General features: G+C 60.6%; 10 protein-coding genes. 7 read left to right on the top strand and 3 right to left on the bottom strand.

The genetic code is table 11. The annotated features are described in order from the left end of the window. Positions 1–41: 41 nt before the first annotated feature. The 3 genes from QZH45_RS08995 to recQ all read right to left on the bottom strand — a co-directional run bounded on the left by QZH45_RS08995 (position 42) and on the right by recQ (position 4842). Entirely contained in the window at positions 42–2060 is a 2019-nt protein-coding gene (locus QZH45_RS08995; protein ID WP_055135349.1) for a FimV/HubP family polar landmark protein, read from the bottom strand. Between the two features lie 102 nt (positions 2061–2162). Continuing rightward, a complete protein-coding gene (locus QZH45_RS08990; protein WP_024778614.1) occupies positions 2163–2597 on the bottom strand; it encodes a MarR family transcriptional regulator in 435 nt (144 codons plus the stop codon). 118 nt (positions 2598–2715) lie between these two features. Beyond that, the gene (recQ, locus tag QZH45_RS08985) at positions 2716–4842 is read right to left on the bottom strand and encodes a DNA helicase RecQ (protein WP_024778613.1); all 2127 of its coding nucleotides are present in this window, start codon (positions 4840–4842) and stop codon (positions 2716–2718) included. A 431-nt stretch (positions 4843–5273) separates the two neighbouring features. On the opposite strand from recQ, the gene QZH45_RS08980 reads away from it, so the two are divergent. The 7 genes from QZH45_RS08980 to QZH45_RS08950 all read left to right on the top strand — a co-directional run bounded on the left by QZH45_RS08980 (position 5274) and on the right by QZH45_RS08950 (position 17439). After that, positions 5274–5861, top strand: a complete 588-nt coding sequence (locus tag QZH45_RS08980; RefSeq protein ID WP_024778612.1) for a YecA family protein — start codon at positions 5274–5276, stop codon at positions 5859–5861. A 10-nt stretch (positions 5862–5871) separates the two neighbouring features. Beyond that, the gene (locus QZH45_RS08975) at positions 5872–6267 is read left to right on the top strand and encodes a YbaN family protein (protein WP_053192891.1); all 396 of its coding nucleotides are present in this window, start codon (positions 5872–5874) and stop codon (positions 6265–6267) included. A gap of 268 nt (positions 6268–6535) precedes the next feature. Then, positions 6536–8302: a hypothetical protein gene (locus QZH45_RS08970; protein ID WP_055135351.1), complete on the top strand. Its 1767-nt coding sequence runs from the start codon at positions 6536–6538 to the stop codon at positions 8300–8302. A 169-nt stretch (positions 8303–8471) separates the two neighbouring features. Then, entirely contained in the window at positions 8472–11387 is a 2916-nt protein-coding gene (locus QZH45_RS08965; RefSeq protein ID WP_069018499.1) for a hypothetical protein, read from the top strand. 411 nt (positions 11388–11798) lie between these two features. Beyond that, entirely contained in the window at positions 11799–12131 is a 333-nt protein-coding gene (locus tag QZH45_RS08960; RefSeq protein ID WP_024781257.1) for a DUF6124 family protein, read from the top strand. A gap of 337 nt (positions 12132–12468) precedes the next feature. Next, positions 12469–16488, top strand: a complete 4020-nt coding sequence (locus tag QZH45_RS08955) for a hypothetical protein (protein ID WP_069018498.1) — start codon at positions 12469–12471, stop codon at positions 16486–16488. Between the two features lie 27 nt (positions 16489–16515). Beyond that, positions 16516–17439 carry an Ig-like domain-containing protein gene (locus tag QZH45_RS08950; protein WP_055135436.1) on the top strand — a complete coding sequence of 308 codons (924 nt, stop codon included), beginning with the start codon at positions 16516–16518 and terminating at the stop codon, positions 17437–17439. Positions 17440–17450: the final 11 nt, after the last annotated feature.

The following is a 17450-nucleotide window of genomic DNA, read 5'->3' as shown; positions in this document are numbered from 1 at the left end:
CTATCGCGAGCAGGCTCGCTCCCACACGGGAAGCCGTGCCTTCAGCGAATCCCGGCCAGCAGCACTCGGGCGGTCTGTTTGAGGGGTTCGTCGCCTTCCTGGAGCAATTCTTCAAGCAGGGTGATCGCTGTCTTCAAGTCGCCATCATCAATGCAGTTCTGCGCCTGCTCCAGTTTTTCAGCGTGTTCCGGCGCTTCGGGCTCGAGGGACATGGACGCCAGGGACGATAAGTCAGACTCAGGCTCAAGAGGCTGCGCCTCCAGCTCCAGCACCTGCTCTTCATCGGCGAACCCATCTAGAAAGGCATCGTCCAGCGACTCGGTTTCCAGTGGCGCGCTCCATTGCAGCTCCGGCTCGTCGAATCCCGACAGAGACAACTCCTCAGAGACGTCAACGGCAGGCGTCGCGATGGCGTTTTTTTCCTCGGCGCCGTCCTGCTCATCGGTCAGGTCCCAGTTGCTCTCCATGGACAGCGCATCCAGATCCAGCTCGAACTCATCGCCGGGAACGTGTACAGGCACAGGAGCGAGGGCTTCAGGTGCTTGAGGCTCTGGCGGCGGCATCACCACCATGGGCGCGGCGACCACAGCAACTCTCGGATAACGCCCGCGGATGTCTTCCAGTGTCCTGGCATCGACGCCCTGCGCCGATAAATGATGTTCCTGGGCCTGAAAGCCGATGGTGTCGCCCTGCTTGCCCAGCACCTCCAGCAACTTGAGGCCAAGGTCGGTGCGCTCCGGTTCCGCCAGCAACGCCGCGCGCAACAACCCCGCGGCTTCGGTGAAGCGGCCATAGGTCAGGTAGATCCCGACCCCTTCCAGCACATCTCCCAACGGCGCATCACCGTTATTGAAAGACGAAGCGACCTCGGGCTGCTCCGTATCAGCCGCCGCTGCATAGGTGTCGACAGCATCTTCGAGCATCGGCTCAGGGCGCTCCGACATCGGCTGTACGCCAGCCTGCTCTTGTCGACGACGGATGAACAGCAGCAATGCAAGCAATCCCAACAGCCCCACCAGTCCTGCCACCCACAGCCAATTGATGCCGTCGGGCTCCGGCTGCTCTGCCGCAGGAGGGGGCGCTGTCACTGGCTGCGGCTCAGCCACCGGCATGTCTTTCGCCGTCTCAGTGACCGGAGGCACGGCTGGCGACGCAGTAGGCGTAGCCGGGCCCGGCGCGACCTCAGCCAGTTTCGCCTGCAGTTCGCTGATCTGCTTGCGCTGATCGGCAATTTCTTCGTCCTGGGCCTGAAGCCGGGCCCGCAACTCGTCGACGGTTTTCTGTTGCTGCTGATTCTGCAGCACGCTGGCCGCCAGTTGCTCGTCGACGGCAACGGCGGTCGACGCGGCGGCGGTTTCCGTCGGGGATGGCAACACGGCCGAATCGGGCAGCAGCAAGCGCTGGCCGATAGAAAGTCGGTCGCTGCCTGGGTTCAGGGCCTGAATTCCTTGCATCAACTCATGGATCGAGGCGCCGCTGCCAGCCTCGTGCAGGCGTTTGGCAATTACCCAGGGGCTGTCTCCCTGCACGACGGTATAGCGCTTGCCTTGGGTCGCCGGGGGCGGCTTGATGGCCGGCGCCGGAGTCGAGATCGAAGACTTGGGAGAGGCCGCGGGCTCGTCGGATGCAGGCACGATACCCGGCGTACCCGGTGGGTCGATCAGCACGGTGTATTCGTGCAGGAGACGTCCGTTGGGCTGATTGAGCTGCACCAGGAAATTGAGGAAAGGTTCTTCCACCGGTTTACTGGAAGTGACCCGAATGAAACTGCGCTCGCCGCGTATCACCGGGGTAAAGCGCAGGTTGCTGAGGAAGAACACCCGCTCCACGCCGGCACGATTGAAGTCGTCCGGACCAGCCAGGCTGGCCGACAGATCCCCCTCGCTGAGTCCCGCCGCATCGACCAGTGCGATATCGGCGCGCAACGGCTGGTTCAGGGCGGAATGGAGCGTGATTTCTCCCAGCCCCAGCGCAGACGCCAAAGCCGGATATCCCAATGCACCCAAGACAACTGACACGTTGACCCAACTGCGCAACGTGGACTGCAAACTTTCAAGCATGGGTATCCCTTTACGATTCGAGCGCTTCCAATACGATCGCTTAGTACTGGTTATAGTTCGCTAATCATCGAATCTCAAAAGTCGGGATATGGCAGATGTACCTCAGGATTTTTCCAGATTCGCCAGAATTCTGCCGTGAACCCGCATGCACACCCGCATGTCCTCCTCGTCGATGCCTTCGAACAGCTCCCTGCGCAATTGCGTGGCAATGGTTTCAATCTGTTCGATCAACGGCCGTGCCGGCGAGCAGAGCACGATTTTCTTGGCCCTGCGGTCCTCGGCGACGGCCTGGCGCTGCACCAGCCCTTGGCTTTCCAGGCTGTCGAGCAAACGGGCCAGGGTCGGGCCTTCGACGGCAACGCTCTGGGCCAGTTCGCGCTGGGTCGGGGCGTGTTCGAAGCGGGCCAGGTGCAACAGCACCAGCCACCGCGCCTGGGACAGACCCAGTCCGGCCAGGCGACGGTCCAGTTCGGCACGCCAGCCCCGGGACATCTGCGCCAATTGCATGCCAAAACGGTGTTGATCGGTTAACGACATAAAAAACTCATCAGATCTGAAATAGGAGAAATACTAATTATTAGTCAGCTAAGCATGCACTTTGGATTCAAGCAAGGCCTGCCCCGCACTGAATCGTTAAAGGCATGCAACTTACTGATCAGACTTCAAATTCCGACTGCAACGCAGCCCTAACGCAATACAAGACACCTTCCGGCACCCGACCGGCGAACAGCGCCGCCACTTCCGCCACCGCTGGCAACTCGCCTTCGCCATCCAGAAACGCATCCTGGACCTCGCCCATCAGTTCCTCGGGCAAATCCAGGGCCTGTTCCAGCGACAATTGCTGCTGGCCGATGGCTTCGGCAAGCATCGTGTAGACGTTTTTCTCCGAGCACTGGAGCTGTCCGGCGATCTGCAACGGGGTCATGCCGGCCCGCGCCAGGGTGATCAACTCATGGCGTACATCGGCCACCGCCTTCGGCGCCTCGGCCTCGCCGCCCAACACCTGGAGGAAAGCCTCACCATAGCGCTCCAGCTTACGCGCGCCGACGCCGCTGACCCGGGCCATCTCCGCCAGGGAGGTGGGTTGGCTGCGCAGCATTTCCAGCAGCGTCGAGTCGGGAAAGATGACGTATGGCGGTACGGCATGTTCCTCGGCCAGCTTGCGCCGCAAGGCACGCAAGGCTTCCCACTGATCGCGCTCCTCGCCGCGGACCAGTTGGCTGGCCTGGCTCTTGCTGCTCTTGATCGCGGTCGCCGGCTTGAGATCGCGGCGCAGTTCCAGGCTCACCTCGCCTTTGAGCAACGGCCGGCAGGTCTCGCTCAGACGCAGGCCGCCGTAGCCTTCCAGGTCGATGTCCACCAGGCCACGGGCCACGAGTTGGCGGAACAGAGAACGCCATTCACTTTCGGAGCGGGACTTGCCTACGCCATACACCGACAGATGCTGGTGGCCGAAACTGCGAACCTTCTCGTTGTCCTTGCCCAGCAAGACATCCACCAAGTGCCCCACGCCATAGCGCTGCCCGGTGCGGAAAATGGTCGACAACGCCTGACGCGCCGGTTCAGTGGCGTCCCAGGTTTCCACGCCGTCGACACAGTTGTCGCAGTGCCCGCACGGCTGGGGCATGTCTTCGTCGAAATAGGCCAGCAAGGTCTGGCGGCGGCAGCGGGTTTCTTCGCACAGCGAGAGCATGGCATCGAGCTTGTGCTGCTCCAGGCGCTTGTGGCGTTCGTCACCTTCGGAGTTCTGCAGCATCTGCTTGAGCATCACCACGTCTTGCAGGCCGTAGGCCATCCAGGCGTCGGCCGGCAAGCCATCACGGCCGGCACGACCAGTTTCCTGGTAATAGGCCTCAAGGGACTTGGGCAGGTCCAGGTGCGCCACAAAACGCACGTTGGGCTTGTCGATGCCCATGCCGAAGGCCACGGTGGCCACCATGATCAAGCCTTCCTCGTTGAGAAAGCGCTTCTGGTGATAGGCCCGCAGTTCGTTGGGCAGTCCTGCGTGATAGGGCAACGCCGGAAACCCCTGTTCACAGAGAAACGCCGAGACTTCGTCGACTTTTTTCCGTGACAGGCAATAGACAATGCCCGCATCGCTGCGCCGTTCGGCGAGGAACGCCAGCAACTGCTTGCGTGGCTGCTCCTTGGGCACGATGCGATAGAAGATGTTGGGGCGGTCAAAGCTCGAAAGGAACCGCTCGGCGTCTTGCAGATGCAGGCGCTCGACGATTTCTTCCCGGGTCCGTTTGTCGGCGGTGGCGGTCAGGGCGATGCGTGGTACATCGGGGAACAGCTCCGCCAACTGCCCCAGCTGCAGGTATTCGCGCCGGAAATCGTGACCCCACTGGGACACGCAGTGGGCTTCGTCAATGGCAAACAGGGCGATTTCCAGGCTCTGCAGGAAAGCCAGCATGCGCGGCTGTACCAGGCGCTCCGGGGCGAGGTAGAGCATTTTCAGCTCACCGCGCCGGATCCGCGCCGCCAGGTCCCGCTGCTGCTCGGCACTCAGGGTGGAGTTCAGCGAAGCCGCGGCGACGCCCAGTTCCTCGAGCGTCGCGACCTGATCGTCCATCAAGGCGATCAGCGGCGAAACCACCACCGCCAGACCGTTGCGCAACAACGCCGGGACCTGGAAGCACAAGGATTTGCCGCCGCCGGTGGGCATCAGCACCAGGGCATCGCCACCGCTGGCCACGCGCTCAATAATGGCACCCTGGCGGCCACGAAAACTGTCGTAGCCGAAGATGTCCTTGAGGACGCGTTGAGCCTGTTCGAGCATAGAAACTCCAAAAATCACCAAAACATCCCTGCAAGGCTGGTTCAGAATCGAACATGCTGCACCGGCAAATCGTAAGTGCGAGTTTCGAGCCGGTGGGACACCGCAGGGCATCACAAAGCGCGGCAGTATACCCGAGGCCCTCTGTGCAGAGGGCGTTGCTGACAAGAGGTGTTCAAGATCTGTAAGGCCTGACATTGCACTCTGTGGCGAGGGGATTTATCCCCGCTGGGCTGCGAAGCGGCCCCAGAACATGCAACTCAATCTACCTGACACACCGGAGCGTATGGCTTCAGGGCCGCTTCGCAGCCCTGCGGGGCGGTGCGACGTTTCGCTAAATCCCCTCGCCACAGGCAAATCAGCCAAGCGGCTGGCCTGGGCGCTCAAGAAGGCCTAGAATTCCCGCATTGTTTATTCCCCCAAGGTAGCCCGTAATGTCCTTCGCTGAGCAACTGACCCGCCTGCAAGTCTTCCTCGACGCCGATGAGCTGCACGAGGAAGCGCTGGACTACGTGGCCGCTCACGGCTACCTGACCGCCCTGTCGATCTGTTCCGAGCAGGTGCCGGATCGCGAGTGGATCGACGCCCTCTTCGCCGAAGAGCCACATTACACCGACGAAGCCCAACGCATCGAAATCGAAGCCACGCTGGTTGGCCTCAAGGCCCACATTGCCCGTCAACTGGCCTCCGACGAAGAATTCGAGCTGCCCTGCGAGCTGGACCTGGGCGATGACCCGGACGACTCGGAACTGCGCGGCTGGTGCATCGGTTTCATGGAAGGGGTGTTCCTGCGCGAAGCGGCCTGGTTCGAAACCGCCGAAGAGGAAGTCAGCGAAATGCTGCTGCCGATCATGGTCGGTTCCGGCCTGTTCGACGAACAACCGGAGTTCTCCGACATCGCCGCCGATGCCAACCTGATGGACGACATGATCGTACAGATCCCGGAAGCCCTCACCGCGCTGTACCTGCTGTGCAACGCTCCGGACGAGAAGCCGGCGATCCTCAAGCCTCGTCACCACTAAGACGCGGCCTATGGACAACCCCATAGGCAACCGCCCCCTGATGTTGCGTTACGTGCTGCTGGCCATCGGCTGGCTGAGCGTGGCATTGGGGGTGATCGGAATTTTCCTGCCGGTGCTGCCCACCACGCCCTTCCTGCTGCTGGCGGCGGCCTGCTTCGCCCGCAGCTCGCCGCGTTTCTACCAATGGCTCGTGGAGCACCCGCGACTCGGTCCGTGGATCAAGGACTACCTCAGCGGCAACGGCATCCCGCTCAAGGGCAAGGTCTACGCTATCGGGTTGATGTGGGCGAGCATTCTGCTGTCGTGCTACCTGGTGCCCTTGCCGTGGGCACGGGGGTTCATGTTGACGAGTGCGGTGTTGGTGACGGTTTATATCCTCAAGCAAAAGACTTTGCGCAGGCCTTGATGGTGAGACCGCCTGCTTGAGAGAACAGCAGGCGCCCATGCCCTTGGCTTCGCCTACCACTCGTCGAATAACACGCCACACCTGTAAGCTCTGACAGTAGTCAGGCGCGGTCGCCGTCACGTCAAATGTGCTCCATCGCCTTGCGATTCAACACCATCGCATCGTTCTGGACCAGGAGCTGGCCGTGACCTCTTTCCGTCTTTACCTACCGCCATTCAGGTCCTCCACCGACGGTCAGCGGGCACTGTGGCCTCTAATGATCGCGGGCATGACCAGCCCTGTCGCAGACGGCGATGGCGGCATCAATCTGGCCGTGGTTGAAGATCACACAGAGGGTGCTTTCTGTATCATCGATCCGTGGTCGCCCATGCAGGAGGGTGACATCATCGATGTCTACCTGGACTCGAACAATGTCTGGCATCACGAACTGCTCGCTGACCAGAACGAGAGATTGTTCTTCTTCGTGGACCGGCAATGGTTTGTGCCCGGTTGGATCGAACAGTGCTATTACGTACTGCTGCGCAAAAATGAAACGACACCTGACGATCCATCCGCGCCCCTACGGCTTCTGGTCAAGCTGGACCGACCCGGCGGTCGCGACAAGGAACCGCATCTGCCGGGGCACTCGGAACTCAAGAGGGTGCAGTTGCCACCCGAAGTGATCACTCAAGGCGTCGATGCCGAATGGGCCGCCAAGGGCGTGCCCATGACAATCCAGCCCTACCCCAACATTGCCGTGCGTGACGTCATCCAGGTGAAATGGGGCAGTGTCTTCCTCGACCCCCTGAGCCTGTCACCGGAGCAGGCCGCGGGCACACAACCCATCGAAATCATCGCCGATCAGGCCGCGATACTAGCCGGCGGCGACAGCAACGCCCTGCTGGTACAGTACGTGGTGCACGACGAGGTGTGGAACTATTCGGAAAAATGGTCGATTTCCACAACCGTACGAGTCGATGCCGGGGCCTGGCGCCTGGAAGCACCGATCATCGAGGAGGCGATCGACGGGATCATCGATCTCAAGACCTTGAACCAGCAGGACGTCACCGTGCAGATCCTGGTCCGGACGGAAGACTTCAAAATCGGCGATACGGTGACCATGACATGGATCGGCACGCCACAAGTCGGCAAGCCGCTGATCCACATCCAGGCACAGCAGATCACGAAAACACCCACCATCCTTGCGTTGAAGGTGCCTTACGCAGAAGTCCGCGCCATTGCCATGGGATCGGCCGAAGCGTCGTATGTGCTGACCAAGGAAAACGGAGATCCGCCTCTTTCGTCCAAGCGCGCATTTGCCAATGTGGTGGGCGACCTTTATGCCCACCCCGCCCCGGTCCTTCACGAACAACTGGGCGATATCTTGGAACCTGACACGCTGATGGCCAACGTGGACATCTCGTACCCAGGTATCGCCGATGGAGATTTCATCGAGCTGATCTGGGAAGGCACGCGATCCGACGGCACGCCTTATGTGTATCCGCAAACCCATAGTGTCAGCAGGAGTGAAGCCGAAGACAAAGCGGTCACGCTGTACGTATCCGACGAGCACATCAGCGTACTTGCCAACGGCCGCCTTGATCTGTGGTATCAGGTGTCCAACGACCAAGTGGGTGTCTACGGACAAAGCGAATCCGAACATCTGCTGGTCACGGTCCAGGCCTTGATGGCTACGCTACCGCCCCCCACGGTCGAGGGGGTCGAAAACGGCATCCTCGATCCCTCGAAAATCTTCGATAAGGTCCGGGCATTGGTCGACTACACGGGCACGGTCAAAGGCGACATCCTGACTTACTATTGGACCGGCTCCAATCCTTCCGCCAGTACCAGCGGCTGGATACCCATCACAACGGTGTCTGCCGGTAAACCTGTGACGTTTCGAGTGGATGCCGAATTCGTGACAGGCCATATCGGGCAATCCGTAAAAGTACGCTACGCCCTCAAGCACGCTACCGGAGCGTATAGCTATTCAAACACTCTGGATTTTTTCATCGATACCTGCGGCAAGGAGGTCGAGCAGAACAAAAAGGCCTGATGTCCCTGCGATACTCCCTCGCCACAGATTCATCAGTCACTCCAACATCCCCGATGACTGTCAGATCTGACAGTAGACGCCCTCATCCCGGCGCGTCCTAATAATCCCCACGTGCATTGCGCCTCTACTGCTTTATTGGCGGCCCCTCAACCAGCCGAGGTGTACCCCCATGGAAAAGCGATTTCCCCCAAGCTATTCACCAGACAGCCAACCGCTTGCCGGCCTTGAGCCGCCCTGGTTTCCGGGCTGGACACTTTTCGTCGAGGATTATGACGCGGGTATTCCGGCCAGGCTGGTGGAAGGAGGACTGCTGTGCATCGTCGATCCCTGGACCCAGATGGAGATCGGTGATGTTTTCAGCCTTTACTGGAAAGACACCACTACACCGGTCTGGAGCACCGAGATCGATCTGAACCAGAAAGGGGCGCGCCTGGTTTTTCGTATCGACGCGGGGCATATCGTCAGGGGTGACGCTTTTCCGGTGTTCTACAGTGTACTGCGGGTGGGTACGACGGTGCCTGAAGAGTCGCAGCCGCAGTGGAAACTGCTGGTCAAACTCGACCCGCCCGGCGGTTTCGATGAGGATCAGGGCACCCCGGGACACTCGGGGTTGGAGTATTCGATCCCCCAGGACATCCTCGACAACGGCGTTGGCCCCGAAGAGGCCGCGGCCGGTGTGCCGATCACCATCAAGCCGTACCTGTTCATGCGCCGCAATGACAAGATCAACGTGGCCTGGGGAGCGGAAAATGTCGAGCACACGGTGGCCGAGGGTGAGGTGGGTGGGGAAATCATCGTCACTATCCCCCTTGAGGTCATCGAGCGAGCCGACGACAGCGATGGCCTCGCCGTGGCCTACCAGGTGGTGGATGAGTGCGGCAACTACCCCGGCGGGTACTGGCGCTGGTCTGCGGTGACCCACGTCCTGGTCGATGTGAACAATGACCGGCTCGACCCGCCACTGGTGCTGGTCAACGGCCTGCCGGTGGACGAAATCGACCTCGCCGAACTGGCCGGCGAACCCGTCATCGCTCGTGTTAACACCAACCGCCACGAACATGTCGTGGGTGATCTCCTGCGCCTGACCTGGCGTGGCACCGCCGCCGACGGTTCGTCGGTGATCGTCGGCCCGCTGGAGCAAACGGTTGCAACCATTCCCTACTTCTACGACTTCACTATTCCCCATGCCGATGTCGCCGCCATCTCCCAGGGACGAGCCTCGGTAGGCTACGTGCGGGTCAGGAGCGGTGAGGTGGACCGTCCCTCGAAAAGCGCGGCGGTGACCGTGACGGGCGATACTCGTCGCTACCTGCCGCCCGAGATCGTGGAAGCCGTCGCGGGAACCCTGGACCCGGACCTGAATTACTACACCCTGTCCATTCCCGACTATCCGGGACGTACCACTGGCGACGAGATCATCATCGTGTGTGAAGGCCGTACCGCCACCACCCAGCCGACCTACCATGAGGTGATCGCCATCGTCGGTGGGGAGGCGGTCGGCGAACCGGTGCTGGCGAACCTGGCTAAAGAGCAAGTCAAGCGCCTCGATGGCGGTTCGCTGACCGTGTACTACAGCGTGAACGGCCAACCGGATTCGGATTTCCTGCAACTGAGCGTGGGCGTCGCGGCGCCGTCGTTGCCGATTCCCACGGTGGTGGAAGCCCCCGACGATGTGCTGGATCCTGACGACGTCAATCCCGCCATCGGCGCTAATGTAATCGCGACCTACACCGCCACCCTGCCCGGGGATGTCGTCGTGCTGCGCTGGCGCGGCTCGTCGAGCAATGCCCCGGACCAGCCAAGAACCCTGACCGCGAATACGGCGGGCAAGGTGGTGCCTTTTACCGTGCCGTTCACTTATGTGAGCGGCAACCTGAACGGGACGGTGGATGTCAGCTACTCCATTACCCGGGGCACGACTTCATTGGGCAACTCCATCGTCCGGCACCTGAGCATCGGCTCGGCCCTGGAGCTCCGCGCACCCTCGGTCAAAGAGGCCAGTGGTGCGACCCTGAATCCGGTCAATGCCAAGGACACGCTGACGATTATCGTGCCATCCAACCCCGCGCTGCTGCCTGGCGACAAGCTGAAAGTCACCTGGACCGGCGCACCGGGCACGCCGGCCGAGGGTTCATATACCTCGGATGAATGGCTGGTCAGGGACGGCTGGGAAATCCCGATCGACAACAGTGTAGTGGCGTTTAGCTTGGGCAAAGCGGTGACGGTGACCTACACGGTCAATCAGGGTGGCGTGGATCTGCCGCCCTCGGCTCCCTTGACGTTGAATGTACAAGCGATGCCTATGGCCAGCCTGGCGATGCCGCTGATTCCACAAGCGGCACAGGGTGGCATCGGTAGCGAGCTGGATTTGGGTAGCTTCAGCGGCGATGCGAGGGTCACGGCGGCACCCTGGCCGCTGATTGCCGCCGGCCAGCGGGTCTGGCTGCGCTGCGAAGGAACTGCCAGCAATGGCTCGGATTACACGATTACGCTTTACACCGGCACAGAGCTGGAGTCGGGCGATGTATCGACCGGGTTGTCCAAGGAAATCCCTCGGACAGAACTTGAAAAACTGCGCGTTGGTTCAGCGCTCAAAGTGGTGTTGGAGGTGACGTTCAATCGAAGTAGCAACCAGGGAGAGGCAGTTGCCTTCCCATTGCGAACCTACACGGTTCGAAATGAAGAGCCGATGGTGGTTCATTACACCCCGTTTGATGGTGGGAATGCCAATGGTTGGCACAACGGAAATGGGTTTGGGGTCTATAACGAGGCTGGTAATTATTTTGGCCGAATTGTTCATGACATTCCGGCAGAGATTGGGATGGCAGTATTGGATCTTACACTCCAAGCGGGTGTGCTTTATGAGGTCAGTTTTGTCGCCCGTAGCGTTTTAGGCAGCAGCCGCTTAATGTTTTGGGCCGCTGGATCTGAGAACACTGGGTTTCAGTTTAACGTCAATCTTACTCGTGACTGGGCGCCATATTCAAAACAGGGCACTCTCCTCAAGGTATCCAGTCAGCTGTTATTGTGGTCAGATCAACTGGGTGCTATCGATGTGGATAACATCCGAATACGCCAGCTATAAAAGGAATTCAACACATTAGGCTTAGGCGAAAAAGGGCGAAAAAGGGGACGCATTTATTTTCGAAAGACTGTAAGCCTTGATGTAGGACACGGCCGCTCGGGGCTACACCTTCTTGCGCCATTGCCTACAACTGCGCCAGAATCCGCCGGCTTGTGCACCTGGTGAGCGGGTTCTATCGTTTTCCGGTCGCTGATTTATCAGTGATCGGGTTTGGTAGCCCGGGTCGTTGGTGCATAGCGTCACCTCCTGCAAGCGCATCCATGCGCTTTGCCTTTTGGTGGCCATGCGCAGGGTCTCTCCGGAGACGCCGGTTCCAATGCCCGGTCTACCAACCTTCGTATGGCCGCCACCCTAATTCGTTTGGTAGCGAGAGGGTGATGGTTCCTCTTTCATTGCATTGGAGCTTCAACCATGTTCAAACCAACACCCAATCCGCCAGACACCGATCCGAACCCAGCAGCCTTCGACAAAGCCGCCAAACGCGCCCTCGACTTCTACCTCAAACCCGAGCCCGACACGAATCCGCCGCCAGGCCAGCTCTTCACCGTTGTGAATGGCGTCGACACCGAGTGCCTGCTCGCGAACCTCAGTGAAACCCTGGCCTCTGCCGATGCCATGATCAGCGATCTTGCCTTCGAACTGGACGGTTCTCGACAACATGTGACGTTGGGTATTCAGCAATTGATCGAGCTGGGGGGATTGCTGGCGAACCGGGCGCTGGATAACGTCGATCCGGGCCAGTAGGCTCTTTCATTCAACTCCAGAAACGGAACGCGGAGCATCCCAGGCGGCATTCCCACGCGGGAGCGTGGGAACGATCAGACCGTGCTGGCTGACACACCACCTCTGTGGCGAGGGAGCTTGCTCCGGCTGGACTGCGCAGCAGGCCTTCTTTTCGGCGGTCGCTGCGCCCGAGGCGTCGGACCGACCGAACGGGAGCTCTCCCTCGCCACAGGGAACATGCCCAACACCGACCATTCGTCTACAACCGCCCCACACCTGTAAGTTCTGACAGTAGCCACTCCCCTCGTCCCCGGGCATAAATCACTCCATCGTCCCCGCCGCGACTGGAGTGCCCCCCATGCTGAATCAACCCAGAAAATACCCTGCTCCGCTGGCACTGCGCGCGCCGGACATTCCCGGACGCTCCGAGCAGGACCTGCCCTCCGGTGAGTGGGGCCTCAACCTTGCCGCCGTCCTGGGCACTCATCCCAACAAGGGACTCAAGGTCCACATTCCCAGCTGGCCGATCACAGGCACGGGCATAGGCGACAACGTCAAGTTGCTGCTGGACGGCGGCCAGGTCGATCAGCACACCATCACCCAACCTGTCGAAGTGGGTGAACGCGTGACCTTGTGGGTCGCACCGGGACGCCTCCAGACCGGTTCCTACGAGCTGACCTATGTGGTCAAACGGCCCAGCCAGACAGAAGAAACCTACACCCCACCGGTCAGACTGTACGTCAAGCTGGAACTGCCCGGCGGCCAGGATACCGATCCGGACCCTGGTTCGCATTCCGAACTGTATATGGACATTGACCCCGAGCTCGTCGAAAACGGGGTGGACGACGACGACGCCCGGAACGGCGTCGACATCACCATCAAGGCCAAGCCGGGCAGCCCCAGCCCGCAGCCCTACCCCAACATTGCCGAGGGCGACCTGATCTATTTGAGCTGGGGCGGCGTCGAGGTGATCTCCGATCCGGTCAGCCAGGCGCAGATCGATGATCCGGGCAACAACCCCATCATCGTCCATGTCAGCGAAACGGTCATTCGCGACGAAGCCGGAGACTCCGGCCCCGAGGGGCTGGCCGTGACGTTCAAGATCCATGACCGAGTCAACAATGCTTCCGAGGACTGGTGCCCAGAGACGCGCCTGGTGGTCGACACCGGCAACTCGCGACTGGAGGCGCCGATTCTCGAACAGGCCGACGGCAACCTGCTCGACCTGGACACCCTCGGCGATGCAGCGCTCCAACTACAGGTCTGGGCCGCCAATACCACCTTATTCGCCAAGAACGATGTGATCATCATGCGCATCAAGGGCACCACGCTCGACGGTGACCCTATCGAGGAAACCGCTCGTCAAGCGATCGAAGAAAACCCGCCCACCGTGGTCAATGTCCTGTTGCCCAACAGCGCCGCCCGCGCCCTGGCCAAGACCCAGGCAGTGTTCTCCTACAAACTGGAACGCGGTGGCACGATCATCCAGCAATCCAAGGGCCGCTTCATCAACATCATCGGCGAGCCCAATCTCCTGGCGGCGCCCATTGCCGAGGACGCCCAGGGCGGTGCGCTCGATCCGGACCTGACCAGTACCCGGATCCGCATTCCATTCGATGAGCGCATCGAGGAAGACATGGCCATCGAACTCAAATGGTTCGGTACCCGTCCCGACCAAAGCAGCTACGAACCGGAACTGGAGTGGTACTTCCCCAGCCGGGACGAAGTCGAGTCCAAGGAGGACTTCTTCATTCCCGTCGACGGTCGCCACCTCAAGACCCTTGAGGGCGGCACGCTTGACCTTTCCTACAACCTGCTCAGCGACGAAAACGGCGAGATCGTCAGCCGTGGCTCCCGACATGCAGCGCCCGTGAATGTGGGCGAGCCACAGTTCGAACTGGTCAGGGCCATCGTCGTCGGCGAGCAGAACGGCGCGCTGGAACCGGGCGACCTGCCCAACGGCACCAGCAAGGTCACGTGTCCCGCCCCCGTGGCGAACCCGACCAAATCCGGGGATGTGGTGAGTTGGCAGTTGTTCGACGCCCAAGGCACAAAACTCTTCGACGACTCGAAGACCCTCACTGCGCTGAACGCCGGCAAGAATGTGGATTTCCCCCTCAATGCTGCATTTGTGCAGCAGCACTTCGAGGCTCATCGTGGTGAAGAACTGACCGTCAAATACGACATCCTGCGCTTCGACACGGGTAAGTACAGTTATGCAACCCCCTTGGAATTTGTGATCGGTGAAGCGCGACAGCCGCTGCTGGATCCGGCCAAGGTACGCGAGGCCATCGATGATGTGCTGGATCCGGCCGATGCAACGGGCGGCGCCCACATCGACATCGAACCCAACCGTGCAGAAAATGCCGGCGATCACTTCTATGTCACGTGGGCCACCACCGATGGCGCAACAACTCACACCGATGACAAATCGATCACCGGCAGTATGAAGGGCAAGCCCGTCGAGTTCCCGGTACCCCGCAGTATCGTGCTGGCCAGTGAGGATAAAACCGTCATCGTCAGCTACCGGGTCGAGTTGCTCGAAGGAGGCGACCAACCCGGCGAGGATTACGAGCTGTTGGTACAACACCAGGCGTTCAGGCTGCCTGAGGCAACCTTCAGGGAAGCGACTGGCCCGGGACAGGACCAGCTGAATCCCGATGACGCCTACCCCAACGGTGCCACTGTCATCATCCCGGCGACCGCACAATTGAAGACCGATGATGAAATCACCGTAACGGTGCAGGGACAGGCCACCACCTATTACTCACACACAGTCCTGCCAACGGAAGCCGACAAGGAGTTGGCGTCGATCAAAGTGCCCCACGCGGTAATCAACGCCAATGAGGGCAACAGCATTGCGTTGGACTACACGGTCGCACGCAAGGCCGGTGGCACGGACGGTCCGTCAACACCGACCGAGTACGACGTTCGCCGCGTGATCGGGTCTGGAACCCTGAAGGTCATGGGTGCCCGCTATACCCGCAGCACCTACAGGGCCTCCGCCGCCAGCCGAATCTTGAGCGCATTCAATGCCACCACCGGTCAACCGATACAGGCCCAGTGGAAGTACCCCACCGAAACGGCCTGGACAACGGCCGCCACCTGGCGCGACACCCAGCCGCATCAACCCCTTCAGGTACGCACGACCGACGATCAACTTGCCCTCAATCCGGCCAACATCATCGGCAACGGGATAGACACTACCGTGACCGGGTTCGCGGCATTCGTCGCCCATCGCGATGTGGGTGACGTCGTCGGTTGGGGCAACGAGGATTATGGCGGCAAGATCCCCGCTACCATCATCACCCTGACCGACATCGTTGAAGTGAGTTGCACCCGCAGCGCCTATGCGGCCCGGCGCGCCAACAGTGCCGTAGTGGCCTGGGGAACCGAGACCGAAGGTGGGGCCATGACCGGGATCGATCCATTGAACTTCGCCCAGGTCGTGGGCAACGCCACGGCCTTCACCGGATTGAAAACCAATGGCCGAATAGTTGCCTGGGGCGTCGCAACCGACGGCGGCACGATTCCCGAGGCAATCGGTAATCTTACCGACATTCTTGAAGTGATCTCCGCCGGGCAGGCCTTCGCGGCGATACGGGCCACCGGACAGGTGGTGGCCTGGGGTCTTGCCGATAACGGTGGAACAGTGCCTTCCGACATCGAAGGCTTCACCGATATCAAAACCGTTATCGGCAGCTTCGGGGCCTTTGCCGCCCATCGAGGCAACGGAAGGATCGTCGCCTGGGGTCACGATACCTATGGTGCCAGCGTACCGCCCGAGATCGCGGCCTTGACCGATATCACTGAGTTGAGCTGCGCCAATGCCCAAGCCTTCACCGCCCGGCGCGCCACCGGCCAGGTCGTCGCCTGGGGAACCGCTGAATATGGCGGCACGATTGACCCTTTGATTGAAGGGCTCACCGACATCGTTGAAATATCCTCCACCTGGCGCGCCTTCGCCGCACGCCGAGGAAACGGCCATGTCGTGGCTTGGGGCAGGCCAGCGGAAGGTGGTCTAGTGCCAGACGATATCGCCACACTGGATGACATCGTCCAGGTGACCGGCTCGTCGATGGCATTTGCCGCCTTGCGGAAAAACGGCACGGTGGTGGCGTGGGGTAATGCAACAGTCGGCGGCGATACCACGAGCGTCGTAGGAGAACTGACGCAAGTGCAGGCGCTTTACAGCAACACCCACGGCTTCGTGGCGCTGACTGCCGACGGTCGGGTGGTGACCTGGGGGCATCCCGATGGAGGGGGAGACAGCAGTGCCAAGCAAGACAAGTTGGAGGGCCAGGTTTCCTACACGGCCAACTCGGCTTCAAGAGGTCTTGCACTCAAAGCCAATCGGCTGGCCGGCCTCGTTCGGTAATCCTCTACCTCCTCAGGAAACGTCGACATGCCAACGACTCTGGATGATCTGAAAGAAGCGTCCGTGGACGAAGCGCCGGATGAGGTGCTGGACCCGGCGAACCTTCCGCCCGAGGGTGCGACAGTCCGCATCGAACCCTACATCCCAATGAAGTTTCGCGACATCGTCACGCTGTACTTTTATGACGAACTCATCGACTACATTCCAATCGCTGCCGGTGCGGTGGATAAGGACGTTGAGTTTCCCGTAACCGCCCAGGTGTTTATCGATAACGCCCGGGACGACGTCGTGGAGATCTACTACGAGGTGCAATTCGAAGGCGTCGGGCCGGCACAGAAATCTGCGGTGCTGCCACTGAGGCTGTATGCAGGCTTCGAAGCCGACGCCAAGCTCGACCTGAGCGGCAGGAACTACATCGCCGCCGTCGAAAAGCCGCCGTTGCAAGTGCCGGACTACGCTCGCCTGACGCGCACGGCGGATTGGGGGAGCGGTCCCTATACCTTCAGCAGCAGCGACGCTCACATCGCGCTTGTCGATGAGAGCAGCGGCCAGGTCACTGCCCGGCGCAACGGGCAATGCACCATCAGCGCCACCGACAGCAGCACACCGCCCCAAACCCAGCATTATTCACTGACGATCCAGGGCATACAGGAACTGCATTTCCTGACCCATAACGCAGACTGGGAAGGCATGAAAAACCTTTGTGCGCAGGCCGGCCTCGAGCCCGTGACGCTGACGCAGATCAAGCAATTCTGGACGCTGTACAAAGCGGGGTTGCAAGAAGGTGTGGGAACCTATCTGGGCTGGTTGAACTACCCCGTCTGGACCGGCACCGCGCTGGGCGCCGGAACAGCCTGGCAGTACGACCTCAACGGCGACTCCGTCAACGACAATGCCGATGGCTCGGACACCCAGACACACCATCAAGTGGTAGGTATTTACTCGCCATGAATGGGTTATTC

This window comes from Pseudomonas corrugata (assembly GCF_050920615.1).
Classification (GTDB): Bacteria; Pseudomonadota; Gammaproteobacteria; order Pseudomonadales; family Pseudomonadaceae; genus Aquipseudomonas; species Aquipseudomonas corrugata.
This window is presented reverse-complemented; position numbering and strand designations above follow the sequence as displayed.